The sequence below is a fragment of the Rheinheimera pacifica genome (assembly GCF_900108485.1).
GTDB lineage: Bacteria > Pseudomonadota > Gammaproteobacteria > Enterobacterales > Alteromonadaceae > Alishewanella > Alishewanella pacifica.
Genome location: NZ_FNXF01000008.1, coordinates 56,953 through 78,082 on the forward strand (window position 1 = coordinate 56,953; position 21,130 = coordinate 78,082).

The window sequence follows — 21,130 nt, forward strand, 5'->3', positions numbered from 1 at the left end:
TTAATGCTGCTTGTTGTGTGCCAACTTGTACAGAACGGGCAGTAACTGCCCGTTTGGTATGATTACCGTTATTATGCCGCCTGTAATTATTTTTTGGGGATGATATTTATGCTTCTGGCGCTATGTTTTTGGCTGGAGTATAAGCCAGCAGACGCAGGGCGTTAAATACCACAATCAGTGTTGAACCTTCATGTACAGCCACCGCAGCACCGATGCCCAGCCCCATTATGGTTGCTGGCACCAGTAATGCTACGACACCAAGGCTGACAAATACATTCTGCAGAATAATGCGGCGGGTACGACGGCTTAAATCTACCGCAAAAGGCAGATTGTGCAGGTCGTCTGCCATCAGGGCAACATCTGCGGTTTCCAGTGCAACATCAGAGCCGGCGGCGCCCATGGCAATGCCGACACTGGCATTCGCCATGGCCGGTGCATCATTAACACCATCACCCACCATCGCAACCTGGGTTGTTTCGCGTAATTTACGGATAGCAGTGACTTTATCCTGTGGCATTAAATCGCCCCAGGCTTCATCCAGGCCAACTTCTTTTGCCACAGCTTCTGCAACCTGCTGGTTATCACCGGAGATCATAATCATTCTTGAGATACCCAGCTGCCGTAAGGTCGCTAACGCAGCTTTAGCGGCAGGGCGGGGGGTATCCATCAGGCCAATAGCGCCTAAATCGCGCTCTCCGTGGCGTATTGCCATAACAGTACGGCCACTGTTGCGCAAATCATTGATGGCTTCTGTTGTCTGCGGGTTTAGTGGCGCGATAGCTTGACCGGTTTCTTCATTACCAAACATCTTGGCTTTGCCAATCCAGACCGTTTTTCCATCCAGTTGTGCACTTACTCCCAAACCGGCATAGCTTTGCAGGTTTTCTGCCTGGGCTGGTTCTTTACCGGCCAGCCGTTTGCGGCCATCACGGGTGATTGCTGCGGCCAGCGGGTGGTCACTCAGTGCTTCTACTGCAACGGCTACACGCAGCAGTTCTTCTTCTGATACACCTTGTGCCACAACAATATCGGTAATATGCGGGCGGCCTTCAGTCAGCGTGCCGGTTTTATCAAACGCCATGGCGGTTAGTGCGCCCAGCTCTTCCAATGGTGCGCCGCCTTTAATTAATACGCCGCCACGGGCAGCTCTGGCAATACCGGATAATACGGCACTGGGGGTGGCAATGGCCAGTGCACAGGGGCTGGCGGCAACCAGTACCGCCATGGCACGGTAAAAACTATCGCGGAAAGGCTCGTCAATAACGACCCAGGCAAACAGCAATATCACGACCAGTCCCAGTACGGCGGGCACAAAAATACGCTCGAATTTATCGGTAAAGCGTTGAGTAGGGGACTTGCGTATCTCTGCTTCGCTCACCATCTTGACCGCACGGGCCAGAGCGGAATCGCTGGAGCGGCTGGTCACTTCTATCTCAATGGCTCCGCCACCATTTATGGTTCCGGCGAACACTTTGCTGGCAGCTTCTATAGAATCCGGGCGCTTGCGGGCAAACTCCGGATCATCAACCGGGTGTTTATCAACCGGAATACTTTCCCCGGTAACCGGCGCCTGGTTAATGCTGCTGGTGCCTTTAATCAGAAAACCGTCTGCAGGCAGGCGTTCGTTGGGGCGAACGACCACAATATCGCCCACTTCCAATGTTTCTACCGGAATTTCCAGCAGTTGCTCATTACGGCGAACCATCGCTGTTTTAGGGGCCAGCTCCGCCAGTGCTTCGATAGCCCGTTTAGCTCTGCCCATGGCGTAGTGTTCCAGCGCATGTCCCAGACTAAACAAGAACAATAACAAGGCACCTTCAGCCCAGGCACCCAAAGCAGCCGCACCAGCCGCCGCAACCAGCATCAAGGTGTCAATTTCAAAACGTTTATGGCGAAGGTTTTCAATGGCTTCACGCAGGGTAAAAAAGCCACCGAAAAAATAGGCGCTAAGGTAACAGATAAAAGGTAGCCAGGCAGGCGTACTTGCTGACACTTTACCGATAATAAAACCAGCCGCCAGCATAAAACCACTGGCAAGTGCGAACAAAAGCTCTGTATTGGCGCCTAAAAAACCGGCATGTGAATGGGGTTCTGTCTCAGAATGAGAGTGATCTTTATGTTTATCGCTCATATCGGCTCCTTATATCTCACCTTTATACTATACCCCAGTATAGTAGTTGCTGTTTTGAGCAGGATCAATTGCTGAGCAGATTTTATTTATACGCTGATAGATCATTCTGGCACTGGCTAAACAATTCAAGTTGTGTTTCTCGCATCGTGGTTTGTACGTTAAATATTGCCAGCAGGGTATGAAAAAGGTTGTCGTGGCTGGCTTTCTGTTCTGTCTGCTGCTGTATACATGAGGTGTTTACCTTTTGACCTGTGATGTAGTTTTCGGACATCCACCATAGCAGTGGTATATGTGTCTGAGCTGTGGGAGCCATCCAGTACGGTAGCCCATGCAGGTAAATGCCATTTTCGCCCAGAGATTCCCCATGATCTGAAACATATAGCATGGCGGTTTGATAGTCCTTGGCCGCTGACAACTGCTTGATAACGGTAGCCAGCAACTGGTCGGTTGCAATAATGCTGTTATCATACGCATTGATCACATCTTGCTGTGAACACAACGGTAGTTGCTTGTTTTGACATTCCGGCACAAAAGCTTTGTCGGTTATTGCACTGCGCCGGTAATACTCCGGGCCATGACTGCCCAGTTGATGAAGCACGATCAGGCGGTCTTTTGTGGCGGTATTAGCCTTGCTAAGGTAAACCGGTAGCCGCTCGGTGAGTACACTGTCCAGACACTGGCCTTTGTCACAGCTGGAGTGATTTTGTTGCTCAAATAAAAACTCTGACGGTACACGGTTGCACACGCCTTTGCAGCCTGAGTTATTATCAAGCCAAGACACTTCAACACCGGCGTGTTGCAGTATATCCAGAACATTACTGCTGTTTTTGGCAGTGCTTTCTATATAGTCGGTACGCGACAGAGCCGAAAACATACAAGGTAAAGAGTGAGCCGTAGCCGTACCGCATGATGACGCTTGTTTAAAGCTATATACAGGCAGTGCACTGAGCAGCGGGGTGGTATTTCTGACATAACCATTTAGCCCAAAGTGATCGGCCCTGGCTGTTTCTCCGACCACCAAAACAATCAGCTTGGGTTTTGTCGAGGACGTTGCCGCAGGTAGCTGTTTGGCATCGAGACCAAGCTGATTAAAACTGACCGGAAATGCCGTTTTACGGATGTTATTGGCCAACGATACTGTGGCTGACAGGGTGCTGACGGGCAGTGCCAGATAACGTACTTCGCGGAAGTTGCGAAAAAAAGGCGCTAACTGTGAGTAATTGATTGTAACAATACTGAGCAGCGTTAGTATAATCAGCAGTATTGCCGCCAGCCAGTGCAGTAAAAAGCGTTTGCTGCGCACCATTTTGGTTCGGATAACGGTAACCGCCAGCAATGGAAACAGCATCAGCTTGGTCAATTGCCACAACATCCCGCCAGACAACAACCCTTGTGCTTCAGCCGGATCGGTTTCCAGTGCATTTTGCAGCATACTTTTATCAATGACGACACCGTAACTGGTATTAAAATACAGTGCGGTTGAGCCCAGCAGAAAGAGCAATAAAAATACCGGCTTTTGTACAGGCCGGAAGCTGAACAAGGTGAGTAACAGAAAATTCAGTAAAAATAATAATGATACAAGGCTGAGTTGTAATGAATACTGGCCTGCTGCCCTGGCTTGTATGGCATCGAAAAAGGGCGTGTTCAGTAGTAGGGTCATTGCCAAAGCGCCGACAAAAGCAAACCAGAGCGGATGCCATAGTGGCGAGCTATGGTTAAATGCTATGGTTTGCCGGGGCAGGGGTACTGTTTGCAAATGTGCGGTGGGCGTTAGGTCTGACATAAGCTTTCCATAATCTACTGATATGCAACGCAGCTTATGGGGCGGTGCTTAAGAAATGCTTAAATTCCTGTGGATCCTTAACAAACTATTGCTGCTACCTATAGCAGAAAGCCCTTTAAGGGCTTTCACAAGGGATATCATCGTTGTATTTACGTTCACGATACAGGTAAGAAGGAAGTTGTACCTGTGCTAAAGCCTGCTGTTGTTGCAAGGGGCTTACCGCTTCTTCAGAGAGCGTTAATTGCTGGTGTTCACGATTATAGTTGGCACTAACCGCCTTACCATCGGGTTTCAGAATAGTAAGTTTATCCTCTGTCATCAGGGCAAACAGATTGTCAAACTGTATCAGAGCCCGCCCAGAACTGGTACTGTCCAGCAACAGATCACGTCCCGTCATCGGGTGACAGGACGATATCCCAGCCATGCTAAGCAGAGTGGGAGCCAGATCAATCTGACTACTTAAGGTTGTGAGTATTTCAGGCTGAGTGTCTGCGCCCAGAATTAGTCCTGGAATGCGAAACTTTTCCACCGGGATCAGGTTACTGCCATATACCCTGTTATCATGATCTGCTACTACCAGAAACAGCGTATCCTGCCAATAAGGGCTTTTCATTGCTTGCTCAAAAAAGCGGCCCATTGACCAGTCTGCATATTTCACTGCATTGTAAGCCGTATTTTTAGGCTCTTGGTATAGTGAAATCCGGCCGTCCGGGAATTCGAAAGGTTCATGATTGCTAGAGGAAAATATCAGGCTGAAAAACGGTTGCTGCTGTTGATGCAGGGCCAATAACTGCTGATGTGCAGTTCTGAACAAGTCTTCATCGCTGGCTCCCCAACTACCTACCAGCACCGGATTACTGATTTTAGGTAAATCCACAATCTCCTGAAAACCATTGCCGGTAAAAAAGCTACGCATATTATCAAAGTGTGCTTCGCCACCATAAATAAACTGAGTGTGGTAGCCCTGTTTTTTTAAGATGGATGCCAGAGTGGTAAAACCTTGCTGACTGTTTGACAGCTTTACCGTGCTTTGGGCCGGTGTCGGCATAAAGCCGGCAACAACCGCTTCAATACCGCGTACTGAGCGAGTACCGGTAGCATACAGATTGTCAAACCAGATGCCTTGCTGTTTCAGCTGTTCCAGCTCTGGAGTGACCGGTGCGCCGCCAAGTGATTCAACAAAGGTGGCGCCCTGGCTTTCCATCAACACTATTACTATGTTCAGCGGTTTATTACGCTGTTTTACGGCTTGTTGCCAGTGTAAGGTTGGGTATTCTGCATTATTAAAATCATATTGCTGCAGCCAGGGCCAGTTAAGGCTTAAATTCAGCATTTGTGTCTCTGGCAGTTTACCGTATATTTCGCTGGAACGGGCTTCATGTTTGAGGTTATACAAGGCAAATAAAACCGAATAGCCCGAGTTGATGACGAGAGAATTCACCATAGCATCAGAGGTAATTGCAAACAGCGCCGGGTTAGCAGGGCGGTGTGCTGTAGTGGAACGGATGCCGGCAAATACCATAAAAACCACCAGGGGCCACAGTAGTAAATGCTGGCGCAGTGGCCATACTTGCAATGTGTGCTTCGGTAGCCTTAGCGCCCGGTGCAGCAGTAGAGCGGCTGCGACAGTTAACACGGTTCCTGCCACCAGTGGCAATCGGAAGCCATGCCATAAGGTAGAGAAAACTTCTTTCGGGTATTTCAGATACTCAATGTACAAGCGGTTTGGCCGTATATCGTATTGCTGAATAAAGGCAGGGGTGGATAGTTCGATAAATGCAATAAGGATTAAACCCGTCAGGCACCACCAATAGCTAAAACGAAACCAGCTGTGCTGTAATCCGGGACGCGCCCAGCACAGCGATAACAGAACGGGTATTGCAGACCAGATACAAAGTAGAATCAGGTCGGCCCGAATCCCCTGCAGGAATATCATGCCCAATTGGTCTGTAGGTGCTACCCTGTCATATAGCCATAGCACCAGACCAAGCCGGGCCGCACTTAATAGTACCAACCCGATAAGAATCATACGTAGTAAGTAGGTGTAGGGACCGCATGTTATTTGTCGTAATACCGGGAATTTTACTGCAGAAACTTTAGTCATAGAGGCTCGCCGTACTGCCAGATAGAGTGGCTGCAAGGCTAACGAACAATGCTTAAGACTTTCTTAAGACTGTGCTTTTATACTGTTATCTCCAATCATAGGGGGGTATATGAAATCAGAGGCTAAAGGGGTTAAACGGATCATGCTGGCCGGAGTCAATTCGTGGCAAGGGCTGGCCAGTAGCTGGAGATCAGAAGCGGCAATACGGCAGGAAATTATCTTATTACTGGTATTGCTACCTGTAGCCTTGTGGGTTGATGTATCTGCGGCCGAGCGTGCGCTATTGTTATTGAGTGCATTACTGATTCTGATCGTGGAGCTATTAAATACCGGCATTGAAGTGGTGGTGGATCGCATTGGCAGTGAATATCACGAGCTAAGCGGTAAAGCGAAAGATATTGGGTCGGCAGCTGTATTAATAACGCTCGTTGCCAGTGCCGCCGTCTGGTTATGTATTTTACTCTAAGCTAGCTGGAAAAAGCCTTTATGAGATTGTTACTGGTTGAAGATGATAGCCTGCTTGCGCAGGGGTTAATTACTGCATTATCACGTATGCATTACCGGACAGAACACTGTATTACCGGTTCGCAAGCCATAGTGGCAGCAACCAGTAGCGGGTTTGATGTGATTATTCTGGATCTGGGGTTGCCAGACGGGTTGGCATTACATGTAATTAAAACCTTACGGGCTAAAAAGGTTACAACACCTATTCTGGTGCTGACGGCATGGGATCATCTTGAAACCAAGGTTGAGGCATTAAATGCCGGCGCTGATGATTATGTGCTGAAACCCTGCGATAGCAGAGAAATTGAAGCCCGTTTAAGAGTATTACTGCGGCGTTATCAGCAACGACAGCAGGACATCCTGACTTGTCAGGAAGTAGAAATGAATATGCAGCAGCATCTTTGCCGCTATCAGGGGCGGGATATAGTACTGACTTCACGTGAGTTTTTGATCCTGAAAGAGTTTATGTTACATCCGGATAAAATTCTGAGTAGACAGTATCTGGATGAACTCAGTTCGGGCTGGACAGGCGAAACAGAAAGTAACTCCATAGAGGTGCATATTCATAATATCCGTAAAAAAACTACAGCATCGCTGATAAAAACGGTCAGAGGAGTCGGTTATATGCTGGTGAGTCATCGTGAAAATTAACAGTATTCGCCGGATGCTGTTGCTCAGTGTTAATGCGGTTATCCTGTTAATGTTACTGATTACCAGCCTGAACACATGGTTTAATGTTCATCATGAAATTGACGAGTTATTTGATGCTCAGTTGGCACAGTATGCACGGTTAGTTCGTCATTTACTGGTAGAGCCCAATACTCCCCTGACTGCAGATAGTGATCACGCCATTGAAATGCCATTTTTGCTGGACGATGGCATAGAGCGTACTTCTGCAGAAGAACGGTATTCCGAGGGGCATAAGTACGAAAGCAAAATTGCAGTTCAGGTCTGGCATGAAAATGGTCAACTGTTAATCCGTTCCGGTAATGTCGGCAAAACGCCATTGTTGCCCAAACAGTCAGGTTTTCACGAGATCCGGCATAATCAATACCTGTGGATTGGCTTTAGCTTATATGTGCCTGATGAAAAAGCCTGGATCTTTACTGCGCAACGGGAAGATGTTCGGGACGAGTTAAGCTGGCATTTAACACTGAATCAGTTGTTACCGCTGGGGATAGCGATATTGCCAATAATATTACTGGTTTGGCTTGCTGTGGAATGGGGCACGAAGCCGGTGCGGGAATTATCGAAAAAGCTGGCAGAAACCAACCCTACTGAATTACAACCTATTGAGATGCCGTTGCCGCGAGAGTTAAAGCCATTCAAGGACGCTGTGAATAAACTAATGGCTGAGTTAAAAGCTTATCTTAAAAAAGAAAAAATGTTTATTGCGGATGTATCTCATGAATTAAGAACCCCGCTTAGTGTTTTACAAGTGCATACCGATAATCTGGAAAAAGCGACCGATAGCCAAGAGCAACGTACAGCGATACAAGCCATTGGAAAAAGTACACGCCGTCTGGCACACCTGGTTAAGCAGTTAATGGAAACAGAAAAACTGGAGCATAATATTGTACTGCAATATCAGGAAATTCAGCTTCTTAGGCTAACAGAAGATGCTTTGGCGTCGGTTGATTTGCCGCTAATTGATCGCGTAATTTGGGTGGTCGATATACCAAAGCAGCTACAGGTTCGTGTCGATCCTGCATTATTTCATGCTGCATTGCGTAATTTACTGGACAATGCGGCTAAGTATGCACCTGCTCAAAGTGAGGTCAGTATCAAGGCGCGTATAGAACAGCACGCTGTAGTGATAAGTGTGAGTAATGCAATTAATGGTGATATTACGCTTGAGCTAGCCCGATTGGGAGAGCGCTTTTTCCGGAGTTATGGTCATCAGGATGTTGCAGGAGCTGGCCTTGGATTATCGATTACCCGCAAAATTGTTAACTTACACGGCGGAAAGTTAGTTTTTTCACAAGACATAACCGGGCGTTTTGTAACAGAGCTCTTTTTGCCACAAACAACATAAAATAAGAGACAGCTTTTATAGCTACAGACTTGAGAAAGATTAAAACTGACTATACTATAGGGGAGTATAGTTACGGAGTACGGTATGACTCATTCAATTACCAATAAACCCAAGTTACTGACGCGGGTACGGCGGATTAAAGGTCAGGTTGAAGGGCTGGAAAAACAGCTGCTGGCCGAAGGTGATTGTAGTAAAGTACTACAGCAAATTGCTGCGGTGCGAGGTGCTATAAATGGCCTGATGACTGAGATACTGGAACACCATATTCGTGATCATCTGGCAGGCGATAACCTGGAGCCTTTACAGCGCGACGCGGATGTAGAACAGGTTATTAGCGTATTGCGCTCGTACCTTAAAAGCTAACTTCGTTAAATTAGTAAGGCGGTCATTATTTTGATAAGCAACTACGCACTGACTAAAACACCACTAAGCAGAATGTTGATGGCATTACTGCTGGTGGTGCAATTGTTATGCGTAGTTTCCAGCGCTTTCGCTGTTGAACATTCTGCTGATGATATTCATCATCAAATATCATGGTCTGACACCAGTACGGTTGTAGCCGCAGAACAATCATCATTAACTGATGCCTCACTTCATGCAGGTTGCGACCATTGTAGTCATTGCCATGCCGCACATATTGGCTTGTTTAAACCAGCTCCGGCTTTGCCGGTAATTGGTAATGAATTGCTGGTGTCTTACTTAAATTATCTACCCTCTTCCCCTAAACGAAGCATTTACCGCCCACCCATCAGCTGATTCTGTTTTTTTGGTTTTTACATTACCTATAACAGGATTTTGCTATGTTCTTAAAAATGAATTGCAAACGCTTTGCAGCGTTAGGTTTATTGGCTGCTGGCAGTGTGCTGCTGAGCCTGACAGTAAATGCCGCTGAACCTGCAACAGCAGAGTTAACGCTGCAACAGGCAGCAAAGCGGGTGTTACAACAACATCCACAGCTACACGTATTTGATTGGCGCTTAAAAGCAGCGGCGGGTCAGCAGCAATTGGCAGAGCTAACGCCAGGCTATGAACTCGGCGTGCAGGCCGATAATGCCTTTGGCACTGGTGATATGTCGGGTGTTAAAAGCCTCGAAGTTACGGTGTCGTTGTCTTCCGTTATTGAGCTTGGCGATAAGCGCCAGGCCCGGATGGCGGTGTCCAGTGCAAGTCAGGGATTATTGCTGGCGCAGCGCCAGGCCGCGAGCCTGGATTTACTGGGCGAGCTGACCCAGCGTTTTGTAACTGTGCTGACATTGCAGCAAAAAACGGCGCTGGCGGCACAAACCGTCAGTATGACTGAGCAGGCTTTAACGCTGGTGACGCAGCGGGTGCAGCGTGGTGCAGCACCGGAGGCCGAGCAACTAAGGGCGAAAGTGGCTTTTAAGCAAGCACAGTTGCAGCATGGCTTACTGCAAACCGAGCTGGATAGCAGCAAGTTGGCGCTGGTCAGTTTATGGGGGGCGGAACAAGCCGATTTTAATCAGGTTAGTGGTGATTTATTTCAGCTGGCGCAAAGCCCCTCCTTTCAAACACTTTATCAACAAGTGCTGGCAACCCCCACCGTAGAGGTCTTTGCAGCCCGGCAACGCTTGCGTGATGCTGAGCTGACACTGGCGCAAAGTCAGTCGGCGGGTGATGTACGCTGGCAGATTGGAGCCATGCGTTCACAAGAAAGCCGGGATTTTGGTTTGGTTGCCGGCGTGTCAGTGCCTTTGTTTAGTAAACAGCGTAATCAGGGTGCGATAACTGCGGCGCAGGCAGAGTCTCAAGCGGAACAGTTTGAAAAAGAAACTGCCTTGCTGGATTTACGCGCCCGCTTGTATCAGGCCTGGCAAACTCACCGTTACAGCAGTATGGCTGTGAAAGATATGCAGCGCGATATTCTGCCGGTGTTGGAGCAGGCACTACAACAAACTGAAGACGCATACCGCCGTGGCCGTTATGGCTATGCAGAGTGGATTTCTGCTCGTCAGGCACTACAGGACGCTCAGCTTGAGTTGGTTAATGCTGCCAGTACCGCACTGAGCAATCAGGTACTGATTGAACAGCTTGCCGGTGTTGCGCTTGCGGCATCACCTCTGGCGATAAAGACACCCACTCAGCTTATCACTACTGAATCAGGATCTTCCAAATGAAATATTCCGCGTTATTCCTTGCATTACTGATCGCTCAGGGTATGGCTGTTGCACCTGCTCAGGCCGGGCCGGGCCATAGCCATGATGAAAAACCGAAAACGGCACAAACAAACAGCGCTCATGCCCATGATGATAGCGGGCACGATCATGGCAGCGACCATGATGATGATCACGATGAAGCCGCAACGATTGATGCCGACATGGCAAAAAGGGTAGGGATTGAAGTGGCGACGGCAGGTGCTGGCACCATTGAACGCCATATTCCGTTATACGGTGAGCTTGTCATCCCACCTAACCGTCAGGCACAGGTGCGAGCCCGTTTTCCCGGCATGATTACCCAGATCAGGCCTACCGTGGGCGACACAGTGAAAAAAGACGAGGTGCTGGCGCTGGTGGAATCCAATGACAGCCTGCGCACTTATCCGGTTACCGCGCCGATAGCGGGGGTGTTATTACAGCAATATGCCAGTCAGGGCGAATACACAGCCGGTGAAACGTTATTTTCACTGGCAGACAGCAGCATATTGTGGGCTGAGCTGAAAGTATTCCCAGCGGCAATGGATGAGATAAAAACCGGTTTGCCGGTGCATATTGAAGCTCGCGGTGGCAGGGTTGATAGTCAGATAAGCCATATTTTGCCTGCCTCCGGCCAGCCTTATGTATTGGCGCGGGTTGCACTGGATAACAGCAACGGCCATTTTTCTGCCGGAGAGCGGGTCAATGCGCTGGTGGATGCTGAAATCATAGCTGTTTCTCTGGTGATAGATAACAAGGCCTTACAGGATCTGGAAGGTAAGCAGGTGGTGTTTGTGCGCGAAGGCAACCGCTATGAACCGCGACCACTGCAGCTAGGCCGCACCGATGGGCGCTTTACTGAAGTGCTGTCTGGTCTACATGCTGCTGAAGAGTATGTGGTGGTAAATAGTTATCTGATTAAGGCTGAGATCGAAAAAGCCGGCGCAGCTCACGAACACTAAAATTTGCCTGGCTGCGCTTTGGTTCTGCGGCGTTAAAAACCGGCTCAGCATGCTCATTTACCGCATGTAAACTGCGCTGCTTCGCCCGTTCTTGCCTTGCGTAACCTTTGCTCGCTCAGGCAGATGAAAAGGAGATAAACATGATTGAAGCTATCGTTCGTTTCTCAATTGAGCGACGGTATCTGATGCTGGGCCTGATCTTGTTACTGATTGGCGCCGGGCTGTGGAGTTACCAGCGATTACCTATCGATGCAGTACCTGATATTACCAACGTACAGGTACAAATTAACACTGAAGCGCCTGGCTATTCACCTTTGGAAGCCGAGCAACGGATTACCTTTGTGGTGGAAACGGCGCTTTATGGCTTGCCAAAACTAAAATATACCCGTTCGTTGTCACGTTACGGGCTGTCACAGGTTACGGTGGTGTTTGAAGAAGGCACCGACATTTATTTTGCCCGTAACCTGCTTAATGAGCGGCTTGGCAGTATCAAGAATGCACTGCCTGCCGGACTGGAACCACAAATGGGACCCATTGCTACTGGCCTGGGTGAAATATTTGTTTATACCGTCGATGTTAAACCCGGCGCTACTGATGCAAATGGCAAACCGCTTGATGCCATGTATTTGCGTGAAGTACAGGACTGGATTATCAAACCGCAACTGGCGCAAGTGCCCGGTGTGGTTGAGGTTAATACCATCGGTGGTTATGACAAACAGTACCACGTGATGCCTGATCCGGCAAAAATGCTGGCCATGGGTGTGACATTGCCGCAACTGTCAGAGGCGCTGCTTAGCAATAATGCTAACCGTGGGGCAGGTTATATTGAGCGTAATGGCCAGCAATTACTGGTGCGTTCGCCCAGCCAGCTCAGTACTATCAGCAGTATTGAAAATGTGGTGGTAGCGCTAAATGGCTCAGTACCTATCCGGATAAAAGATGTGGCAGAAGTAGGGCTTGGTAAAGAGTTACGTACCGGTGCCGCCACCCGTGACGGCCACGAAACCGTAATGGGTACGGTGATGATGCTGCTGGGTGAAAACTCGCGGACCGTTGCCCGCGATGCTGCTCAAAAGCTGGAAGAGATAAAAGCTTCCCTGCCAGAAAATGTGATTGTTGAAGCGGTATATGACCGTACCACGCTGGTAGATAAAACCATTGCGACTGTGCAAAAAAATCTGCTGGAAGGGGCATTACTGGTCATTGTGGTGCTGTTTGTGCTGCTGGGGAATATCCGCGCGGCACTGATTACCGCCGCCGTAATCCCGCTGGCAATGTTGGCCACCATTACCGGTATGGTACAGCAAGGCGTATCAGCTAACTTGATGAGCCTGGGAGCGCTGGATTTTGGCCTGATTGTCGATGGTGCGGTGATTATTGTCGAAAACTGTATCCGGCGCTTAGGAATGGCACAACACCAAAATGGTGGCTTGCTGGCACTGCGCGAACGCTTAAACGTGGTGTTTGCTGCAACGACCGAAGTGATTAAACCCAGTTTGTTTGGGGTAGCGATTATCACGGTAGTGTATATCCCGATTTTTGCCCTGACCGGCGTTGAAGGCAAAATGTTTCACCCAATGGCCGCTACAGTAGTAATGGCATTACTGGCCGCTATGGTGCTGTCACTGACTGTGGTTCCTGCCGCCGTTGCCGTGTTTATGAGCGGTAAAATCAACGAACAGGAAAGCCGGGTTATTGTGGCTGCAAAATCACTGTATCGTCCGGTGTTGCATGCCGTAATCAAGCTGCGTTTGCTGGTTGCTGGTTTGGCAACGCTGCTGGTCGCGGTTTGTTTATGGCTTGCCACCACGCTGGGATCGGAATTTATCCCACAATTGGATGAAGGCGATATTGCCTTGCATGCGATGCGGGTAACCGGTACCGGGCTGGAGCAGTCAGTTGCAATGCAGGAAGTACTGGAGCAGCGGATTAAGCAATTTCCTGAAGTTGATAAGGTTTTTGCCAAAATTGGTACGCCGGAAGTAGCAACTGATCCGATGCCGCCGAACGTTGCAGACAACTTTGTTATTTTAAAACCGCGCAGCGAATGGCCGGATCCGCGTAAAACCAAAGCGGCGCTGGTAGCTGAAATGGAACAGGCACTGGAACAACTGCCTGGTAATAACTACGAGTTTACCCAGCCGATTCAGATGCGTTTTAACGAGCTGATTTCTGGTGTGCGTTCGGATGTGGGCATTAAAGTGTTTGGTGATGACCTGGATGTGCTGTTAAGCGTAGCAAACAGCATTGAGCAGGTTGCCAACAGTATTAGCGGCGCGGCAGATGTGAAAACAGAACAGGTATCCGGTTTACCGGTACTGTCGGTAATGCCAAAGCTAACGGCTTTATCCCGTTACGGACTAACAGTCAGCCAGTTTCAGGATATCATCGCCATGTCGATTGGTGGCGAAGAGGCGGGGCTAATCTATGAAGGTGATCGCCGGTTTCAGCTAATAGTTCGTTTACCGGAGCAAATCCGCAGTGATATTGATAGCCTGTCATGGCTGCCTATTCCAACGCCGGATGGAGGCTATGTACCGCTAAATGAAATTGCTACGCTGGATATTCAACCGGCACCGGCACAAATCAGCCGCGAAAATGGTAAGCGCCGTATTGTGGTATCGGCTAATGTGCGCGAGCGCGATCTGGGTAGCTTTGTTGCCGAACTGAAACAGCGGATTAGTGCCGACGTCACTCTGCCAGCCGGTTACTGGCTGGATTATGGCGGTACTTTTGAGCAATTGGAGTCGGCCAGTAAACGGCTGGCAATCGTAGTGCCGGTGACCTTATTGCTGATTATCGCCTTGTTGGTGATGGCGTTTAATTCGCTCAAAGATGCACTGATTATCTTTACCGGTGTGCCACTGGCACTGACGGGGGGCGTACTGGCACTGTGGCTGCGCGATATGCCGCTGTCTATTTCAGCCGGTGTCGGCTTTATTGCCTTGTCTGGTGTCGCGGTGCTGAACGGTCTGGTAATGGTATCGTTTATGCGCCAGCTATGGCAGGAAAAAGGCGATTTACTGTATGCCGTGGTTGAAGGCGCGTTGATCCGGTTACGCCCGGTATTGATGACGGCGCTGGTCGCCAGCCTTGGCTTTGTGCCAATGGCACTGAACACCGGCACCGGTGCTGAAGTACAACGCCCGCTGGCAACCGTGGTCATCGGCGGCATTATTTCGGCAACCTTGCTGACGTTGTTAGTATTACCGGCTTTGTATCACTGGTGGCATAAAAAAGATTACATCAACAGGGAGGACGCTCCTGAGTTTGATTGACAAAATCAGGAGAACTTGTGCTCATATATAAGAATATAAAAGGGAAGCCCTGCAGGCTTCATTAAGCGTGAAAACCTGAATAAGTGCCTATTTGTTCAGGTTTTCTTTAGCGATACTTTTTCTGTGCTTTGCGTTTGCGTTCGGCTTCACGTTCGGCTTTTTCTTTCGCTTTGGCGCCTTCTTCAGCTTTGGCGTCTATTTGTTCCTGGCTAACCATTTCCGGTGTTTCCAGAGTGATCTGACCAAGATTGCCTGAACGTAGCTCAGTAATTAATATGCTGCCGGCTTTTTCCAGATCAACAATACCACCTTTACGCATGGCTCCGCGTTTAAGGCCAATGGCATCCATCAGAGCTAAATCGTTTTCTGGCAGTTCGGTTAAGCCAAAACGCTGCATTACCGCCTGCGGGTAGGTTTTTAACAGATAGTCAGCAGCAAACATGGCAATATCGGCATAATCAAACACGGTATCTTTTATTGCGCCGGTAACGGCTAAGCGGTAACCACAGGTAGGCGGGCTGAGTTTGGGCCACAAAAAGCCCGGCGTGTCGGTTAAAATTACATTATTTTCCAGCTTAATGCGCTGCTGCATTTTTGTCACACCGGCTTCGTTACCTGTTTTGGCAATGGTACGCCCGGCAAGGGTATTAATTAAGGTCGATTTACCGACGTTAGGAATGCCCATTATCATTGCCCGTGCAGCCCGGATATCCAGATTACGCTCTGGCAGCATGTCGTTGCACAGTTGCAGCAACGCCCGGATTTGCTCCGGGTTTTGCTGGCTGATCGGAATAGCTTTTACGCCGGCCTGTTGCTCAAAATGTTCAACCCAGCGTCGGGTTAGCACCGGATCGGCTAAATCGGCTTTGTTCAGCACTTTAATACAGGGCGTGTTACCACGCAGCTGCGGTACTAAAGGGTTTTCGCTGGAGAAGGGAATACGGGCATCGAGCATTTCGATAATAATATCGACCTGCGGCATCACTTCAGCGATTTCTTTACGGGCTTTGTGCATATGGCCCGGGAACCAGTTAATAGACATCCGTTACAACCTTAAAATAGCATATGGCAGGCAGTGGCAGCCATATAGCAAAAGCACCCACTGTTTTAATGGGCGCTGCTATGATAGCGCAAAATGAATCGCTCAAAAATGGTAAAAGCTATGTTAGTGCAGTACGAACTGATAAAAACTCAGCACCGAAAGTGGTGCCAGCAGGGCTGAATAACAGGCAACACCGGGCAACTTAACAATGCCAAGGTTGCGAAATAACAATAATAGCTGGTACAGGCCCAGCAAAGGCGGCACCAGCGTTATCCAGACAGTACCGGCCAGAGAAGGAAACAGCCAGCTTAAAGCTGGTGCGCAACTGCTGGCAACAACCAGTAATGCCACTAACAGTAAGTAGTGCTTGGCACTAAATTCCGGTAAAGGGCTCAGATTTTCCATTTTGCTCTGTAATATTTCAGGTTGGTATAGATACTATAGAAAAACAATTTGTTATATACCCGCACTGTTTTGTTTAAATATGTAATACGGGCGCAAGCTTAGGCATTTACGCCTGCTTTAGCAATACATTTATAGCAATTTTTTTACTACAGAGGCCCGTTTGCCTGACATTATTCTGCGGCAGGCGGATCAAACCGGCGGATCTGCAGAATAATGCCCAGGTGAGGGTGGTCCAGATAATGTATCTCGCCACTAATCACCCGCCGGCTTTGCCGTACATAAACGGTGTTTAATTTATCTGCCGACGGAATGCGCAGATTAAATTCGGTGTTAACAAATAAATAGTGATCCAGATGCAGCTTAAATAAGCCATCAAGCTGCCACACCTGATCCGGCAAGCTACTGAGGTTTTGTTGCTCTGGTGCTATGGCCGCCAGTTCTTCCCCTGGCGGTGGCGGTAACTGGCTGTTGGCGCTGAGTTGTTGTAACAATGAGTCAATCTGACTTAGCAGTTGGGTATCGCTGCCGGTGTCGGTCATGGTATAGGTTGGCGTGTTACTGGTTAGCGTGGTATCAGCAGTTGCTACAAGCAAATTGCGTGGCTGGCTCCAGTAGTCAAATTGTTGCGAGAAGTTTTTTCCGGCAAACCAGCGGCTGGCTATGGCGCGCCGCTCTGTTACCGGTGCCTGGCGCCAACTGGTGTGCAGCAACAGTGACATGCCGGCCTGACGGTTAATGCGCTGGGCAATATCGCGCAGTTGCAGTGCGCTGTCATCAGCCAGATAAGGGGTATTCTGATGCTCACCCCGGCCGGTAATTACGGTTGGCAGTTGTAACGGATAGGCCACCCTATTAATGGTATTACGTGGTTGAAACAGGTTGTGTTGTTGCCACGGCTTTACTTGCGGCTCAAAAATGCACATGGTGTGTGAGCGCAGTGGCATCAGCTTAAATTCACTGGCAAAGCCGGTGTCTTGCGAACACAGTGGTAGTTCAGACAGTAAATTGGCGATATCTGGCTGATAGCGCGGGGTTAATAAATCATAAGCACGACCGGGTTTAATGGCTTTAATGCTGTCGCCAAAGGTTTCCTGGATTGCTGCACCGGGTGTCTGGCTGAACACCAGCATTTCCACTTCAAACCAGCGTTGTTGCTGAGCGCTTAGCGGGCTAGTTAGTAAAACACTGCTTAACAGGCAATACTTCAGGGCTTTAATCATTTGCTTACCTTATGTCTGGCAAAGTCAGACAGCATGTTTTCTATCAGGCTTAAACGCGCTTTGCTGTCATCTGTATTAATACTAAACCGTAGTTTTTGGCCGCCTTCAAGCTTGAAGATGCGCGACTGCTTTTGTATAAGTTCGATAATATAACCGGGTGATACGGCGGTTCTGTCGCTGAATTCTATCACACCGCCTTTATTACTGGCTTCAATGCGGCGAATACCGAGTTGCTCTGCCTGCAGTTTAAACTCAGACAATGCTACCAGATTTTTTGCCGCATCGGGCAGTAAACCGAAACGGTCAATCAGTTCTACCTGTACTTCATCGAGCTCGTCGGTGCTGCGGGCAGATGCCAGTTTTTTATAGCAGGACAACCGCAGGTTGACATCTGGTATGTAGCTGTCTGGTAGCAGGGCCGGGATACGCAGCTCAATCTCTGTTTGCTGGCTTAGCATGGCATCCAGGCTGGGCTCGCGGCCATTTTTCAGCGCGTTAACGGCTTGTTCCAGCATATCCATATACAGGCTAAAACCCACTGACTCAATCTGGCCGCTTTGTTCGTCGCCCAGCAGTTCGCCGGCGCCACGAATTTCCAGATCATGCGTTGCCAGTGCAAAACCAGCACCTAAATCTTCCAGGCTGGCGATCGCCTCCAGGCGTTTTTCGGCGTCTTTGGTTAAACGCTTCGGCGGTGGCGTGAGTAAATAGGCATAAGCCTGATGGTGTGAACGGCCCACGCGGCCCCGCAGCTGATGCAACTGTGCCAGGCCGAAATTGTCAGCCCGGTTAATAATAATGGTATTGGCCGTAGGCACGTCGATACCGGTTTCAATAATGGTAGAGCAGAGTAAGACGTTAAAGCGCTGATGGTAAAAATCAGACATGATTTGTTCAAGCTCGCGCTCACGCATCTGGCCATGTGCTATGCCGATCAGCGCCTCTGGCAGTAGCTCAGCTAAATCGGCAGCGGCTTTTTCAATACTGGCCACGTCGTTATGCAGAAAATACACCTGGCCGCCGCGCAAAATTTCGCGCATTACCGCTTCACGGATCAAGCCAGTTTCGTATTCACGCACAAAGGTTTTTACTGCCAGGCGCCGCGCCGGCGGCGTGGCAATAATGGATAAATCCCGCATACCCGACATAGACATATTCAGCGTACGCGGAATAGGCGTGGCCGTTAGCGTAAGAATGTCGATATTGGCACGCAGTGCTTTGATTTTTTCTTTCTGGCGCACGCCAAAACGGTGTTCTTCATCGACAATCAGCAGGCCAAGATCATGCAGTTTGATGTCATCCTGTAGCAGTTTGTGCGTGCCAATCAGAATATCCACCTTGCCGTTTTCCACATCGGCTAAAATGGCTTTTTGCTCTTTGCTGCTGACAAAGCGGGACAATACTTCTACCCGTACCGGCCAGTTGGCAAAGCGGTCTTTAAAGTTTTCAAAGTGTTGTTGTGCCAGCAATGTAGTGGGCACCAGGATGGCGACCTGTTTACCATCATTAACTGCAACAAAAGCCCCCCGCATGGCCACTTCGGTTTTACCAAAGCCGACATCACCACATACCAGGCGGTCCATCGGCTGCGGGCTTTGCATATCACGCAACACGGCATCGATGGCATCTTGCTGATCGGCGGTTTCTTCAAACGGAAAGCTGTCAGCAAAAGACAGATACTGCTGTTCATCTAAAGCAAAAGCATAACCTTTATGCGCCGCACGCTGGGCGTAAACGTCGAGTAACTCTGCAGCCACATCGCGTACTTTTTCAGCAGCTTTGCGCCGCGACTTTTCCCAGGTGTCATTACCCAGTTTATGCAGCGGTGCATGTTCGGCATCGCTGCCACTGTAACGGCTGAGTAAATGCAGTGAGGTAACCGGCACATACAGCTTACTGCTGCCGGCATATTCAATGGTAACAAATTCGGCGCTGATACCGGCTGCATCAAGTAGCTGCAGGCCCTGATAACGGCCAATACCGTGTTGCAAATGCACCACCGGCTGGCCAATACTCAGCTCAGCCAGGTTGCGGATAACAGTGTCGCTGGATACCTGCTGGCTGCGTTTACGCCGCCGGCGCTGGCTGATTTTCTGGCCAAACAGCTCGTTTTCGCTTACCAGCGCCAGTGGTTTAGCCCGGCGCAGCAATACGCCTTGCTCTAATGCGCCTACTACTATGCCTAAATCGTCGCTGCTGCGGCTAAAGGCGTTAAGATCATCAAATTGTGATACATGCACCCCGGCTTTATGCAGCAGTTGCAGCAGGCTTTCGCGCCGGCCTTCACTTTCGACAAAAAACAGCAGCCGGCCCTGTTGTTGCTTTAGCTGCAAAATAAACTGTTGCAGCGCTTGCAGCGGGTTTTTCAGCTGGTGATTCACGCTTAAATCCGGCAGGGTTTCTGCCTCTGCATTGGCACTACCGGCTCTGGCAGGCAGTGGCGCAATACTTAAACGGATCCGGCCATAATTTTTTAAGCTGGCAAACAGCTGATCGGTGCTGAGGTAAAGCTGTGCTGGTGGCAATATCGGCCGCAGTAAATCAATGGCGCGATCGTCAAAGCGGCGCTTTAGCTCCTGCCAGAATTTATCGGCACTGTGTTCGATATCTCCCAGCAGCAGGCAGCGGCTGTTTGCCGGTAAATAATCAAATAAAGTGGCGGTTCTTTCGGTAAACAGCGGCAGATAATATTCAATACCGGCCGGTAATACGCCCTGGCTAACCTGCTGGTATAGCGATTCTTTTTCGTTTCTGGCGTTAAAGCGTTCACGATACGCCATGCGAAAGCGTTCTATCGCTGCCTGATCGGTTGGAAACTCTCGTGCTGGCAGTAGTTCTATCGCCTCTACCGCTTGCAGGCTGCGCTGGTTATCCGGGTCAAAGGTGCGGATACCATCGACGTCGTTGTCAAAAAAGTCGATGCGATAGGGTACATTGGCCCCCATCGGGTATAAATCTAATATTGAACCGCGGGCTGAAAACTCGCCGTGTTCCATTACCTGTTCAACACTACGATAACCGACCGCTGCCAACTGACGCTTTAAGGCAGCCAAATCCGCCTGCTGGCCTTTTTTAATCAGAAAACTGTTTTGTTCCAGATAATCGCGGTGGCAAATACGTAACAGCAGTGTGCTAACCGGCACTATTACCAGGCCATGCGTCAGGCGTGGCAACTGATACAGCGTCTTCAACCGCTGCGAAACGATATCCTGATGCGGTGAAAACACATCGTAAGGCAGGGTTTCCCAATCGGGCAGGGTAAGCAGCGGGCAATCCTGTTGCTGATAAAATACGCCCAGCTCCTGCTCCAGTTTTAATGCAGTTGGCGTGTCGGGTACAATAAGCAGATATAATGCCGGTTGCTGTGTAATCAGCTGCGCCAGCGCCAGTGGCAGGGCTGCGCCTTGTAAATTGCCCCAGTGTAGCTGATCCTGGGCATGTTTAAGCTGTGGCAGAGAAGTGATCAGATCCATTAAAACGACGAAGCCTTACAAATAATAAAATTGGGTTGTTATT

The 21,130-nt window shown here is 49.3% G+C and carries 15 protein-coding genes; 8 read left to right on the top strand and 7 right to left on the bottom strand.

Annotation, left to right across the window (positions count from 1 at the left end; genetic code table 11):
* Window positions 1-106 precede the first annotated feature (106 nt).
* From BLW68_RS11585 to BLW68_RS11595, 3 genes are all read right to left on the bottom strand, one after another.
* On the bottom strand, window positions 107-2,131 hold the full coding sequence (locus tag BLW68_RS11585) for a heavy metal translocating P-type ATPase (RefSeq protein WP_092793446.1): 2,025 nt from the start codon (window positions 2,129-2,131) through the stop codon (window positions 107-109).
* A gap of 82 nt (window positions 2,132-2,213) precedes the next feature.
* Window positions 2,214-3,914 (bottom strand): phosphoethanolamine transferase, encoded by a 1,701-nt coding sequence (locus BLW68_RS11590; protein WP_008984043.1) that lies wholly within the window; start codon window positions 3,912-3,914, stop codon window positions 2,214-2,216.
* 115 nt (window positions 3,915-4,029) lie between these two features.
* Complete coding sequence (locus tag BLW68_RS11595) at window positions 4,030-6,018, bottom strand: LTA synthase family protein (RefSeq protein WP_050979281.1); 1,989 nt, start codon at window positions 6,016-6,018, stop codon at window positions 4,030-4,032.
* 109 nt (window positions 6,019-6,127) lie between these two features.
* Here BLW68_RS11595 and BLW68_RS11600 point away from each other — a divergent pair, with 109 nt between their 5' ends.
* From BLW68_RS11600 to BLW68_RS11635, 8 genes are all read left to right on the top strand, one after another.
* On the top strand, window positions 6,128-6,484 hold the full coding sequence (locus tag BLW68_RS11600; protein WP_008223741.1) for a diacylglycerol kinase: 357 nt from the start codon (window positions 6,128-6,130) through the stop codon (window positions 6,482-6,484).
* A gap of 20 nt (window positions 6,485-6,504) precedes the next feature.
* The gene (locus BLW68_RS11605) at window positions 6,505-7,173 is read left to right on the top strand and encodes a response regulator (protein WP_008984041.1); all 669 of its coding nucleotides are present in this window, start codon (window positions 6,505-6,507) and stop codon (window positions 7,171-7,173) included.
* Window positions 7,163-8,557, top strand: coding sequence for an ATP-binding protein (locus tag BLW68_RS11610; protein WP_008984040.1), 1,395 nt, complete (start codon window positions 7,163-7,165; stop codon window positions 8,555-8,557). Before BLW68_RS11605 ends, BLW68_RS11610 begins: the two co-directional genes overlap by 11 nt.
* 84 nt (window positions 8,558-8,641) lie before the next feature.
* Window positions 8,642-8,920 carry a metal/formaldehyde-sensitive transcriptional repressor gene (locus BLW68_RS11615; RefSeq protein WP_008984039.1) on the top strand — a complete coding sequence of 93 codons (279 nt, stop codon included), beginning with the start codon at window positions 8,642-8,644 and terminating at the stop codon, window positions 8,918-8,920.
* Window positions 8,921-8,998: 78 nt separating this feature from the next.
* A complete protein-coding gene (locus tag BLW68_RS11620) occupies window positions 8,999-9,313 on the top strand; it encodes a hypothetical protein (protein WP_008984038.1) in 315 nt (104 codons plus the stop codon).
* Between the two features lie 44 nt (window positions 9,314-9,357).
* On the top strand, window positions 9,358-10,692 hold the full coding sequence (locus BLW68_RS11625; RefSeq protein WP_008984037.1) for a TolC family protein: 1,335 nt from the start codon (window positions 9,358-9,360) through the stop codon (window positions 10,690-10,692).
* Entirely contained in the window at window positions 10,689-11,669 is a 981-nt protein-coding gene (locus tag BLW68_RS11630) for an efflux RND transporter periplasmic adaptor subunit (RefSeq protein WP_092793448.1), read from the top strand. Before BLW68_RS11625 ends, BLW68_RS11630 begins: the two co-directional genes overlap by 4 nt.
* Window positions 11,670-11,809: 140 nt before the next feature.
* On the top strand, window positions 11,810-14,947 hold the full coding sequence (locus BLW68_RS11635; RefSeq protein WP_092793450.1) for an efflux RND transporter permease subunit: 3,138 nt from the start codon (window positions 11,810-11,812) through the stop codon (window positions 14,945-14,947).
* Between the two features lie 106 nt (window positions 14,948-15,053).
* Here BLW68_RS11635 and ylqF read toward each other — a convergent pair whose 3' ends face one another.
* The 4 genes from ylqF to mfd form a co-directional block, all read right to left on the bottom strand.
* A complete protein-coding gene (ylqF, locus tag BLW68_RS11640; protein WP_092793452.1) occupies window positions 15,054-15,989 on the bottom strand; it encodes a ribosome biogenesis GTPase YlqF in 936 nt (311 codons plus the stop codon).
* A 123-nt stretch (window positions 15,990-16,112) separates the two neighbouring features.
* Window positions 16,113-16,394, bottom strand: coding sequence for a hypothetical protein (locus BLW68_RS11645; protein ID WP_068231394.1), 282 nt, complete (start codon window positions 16,392-16,394; stop codon window positions 16,113-16,115).
* Window positions 16,395-16,564: 170 nt separating this feature from the next.
* Window positions 16,565-17,614, bottom strand: a complete 1,050-nt coding sequence (locus tag BLW68_RS11650; RefSeq protein WP_218141358.1) for a CsiV family protein — start codon at window positions 17,612-17,614, stop codon at window positions 16,565-16,567.
* Window positions 17,611-21,087, bottom strand: a complete 3,477-nt coding sequence (mfd, locus tag BLW68_RS11655) for a transcription-repair coupling factor (RefSeq protein WP_092793456.1) — start codon at window positions 21,085-21,087, stop codon at window positions 17,611-17,613. Before mfd ends, BLW68_RS11650 begins: the two co-directional genes overlap by 4 nt.
* Window positions 21,088-21,130: the final 43 nt, after the last annotated feature.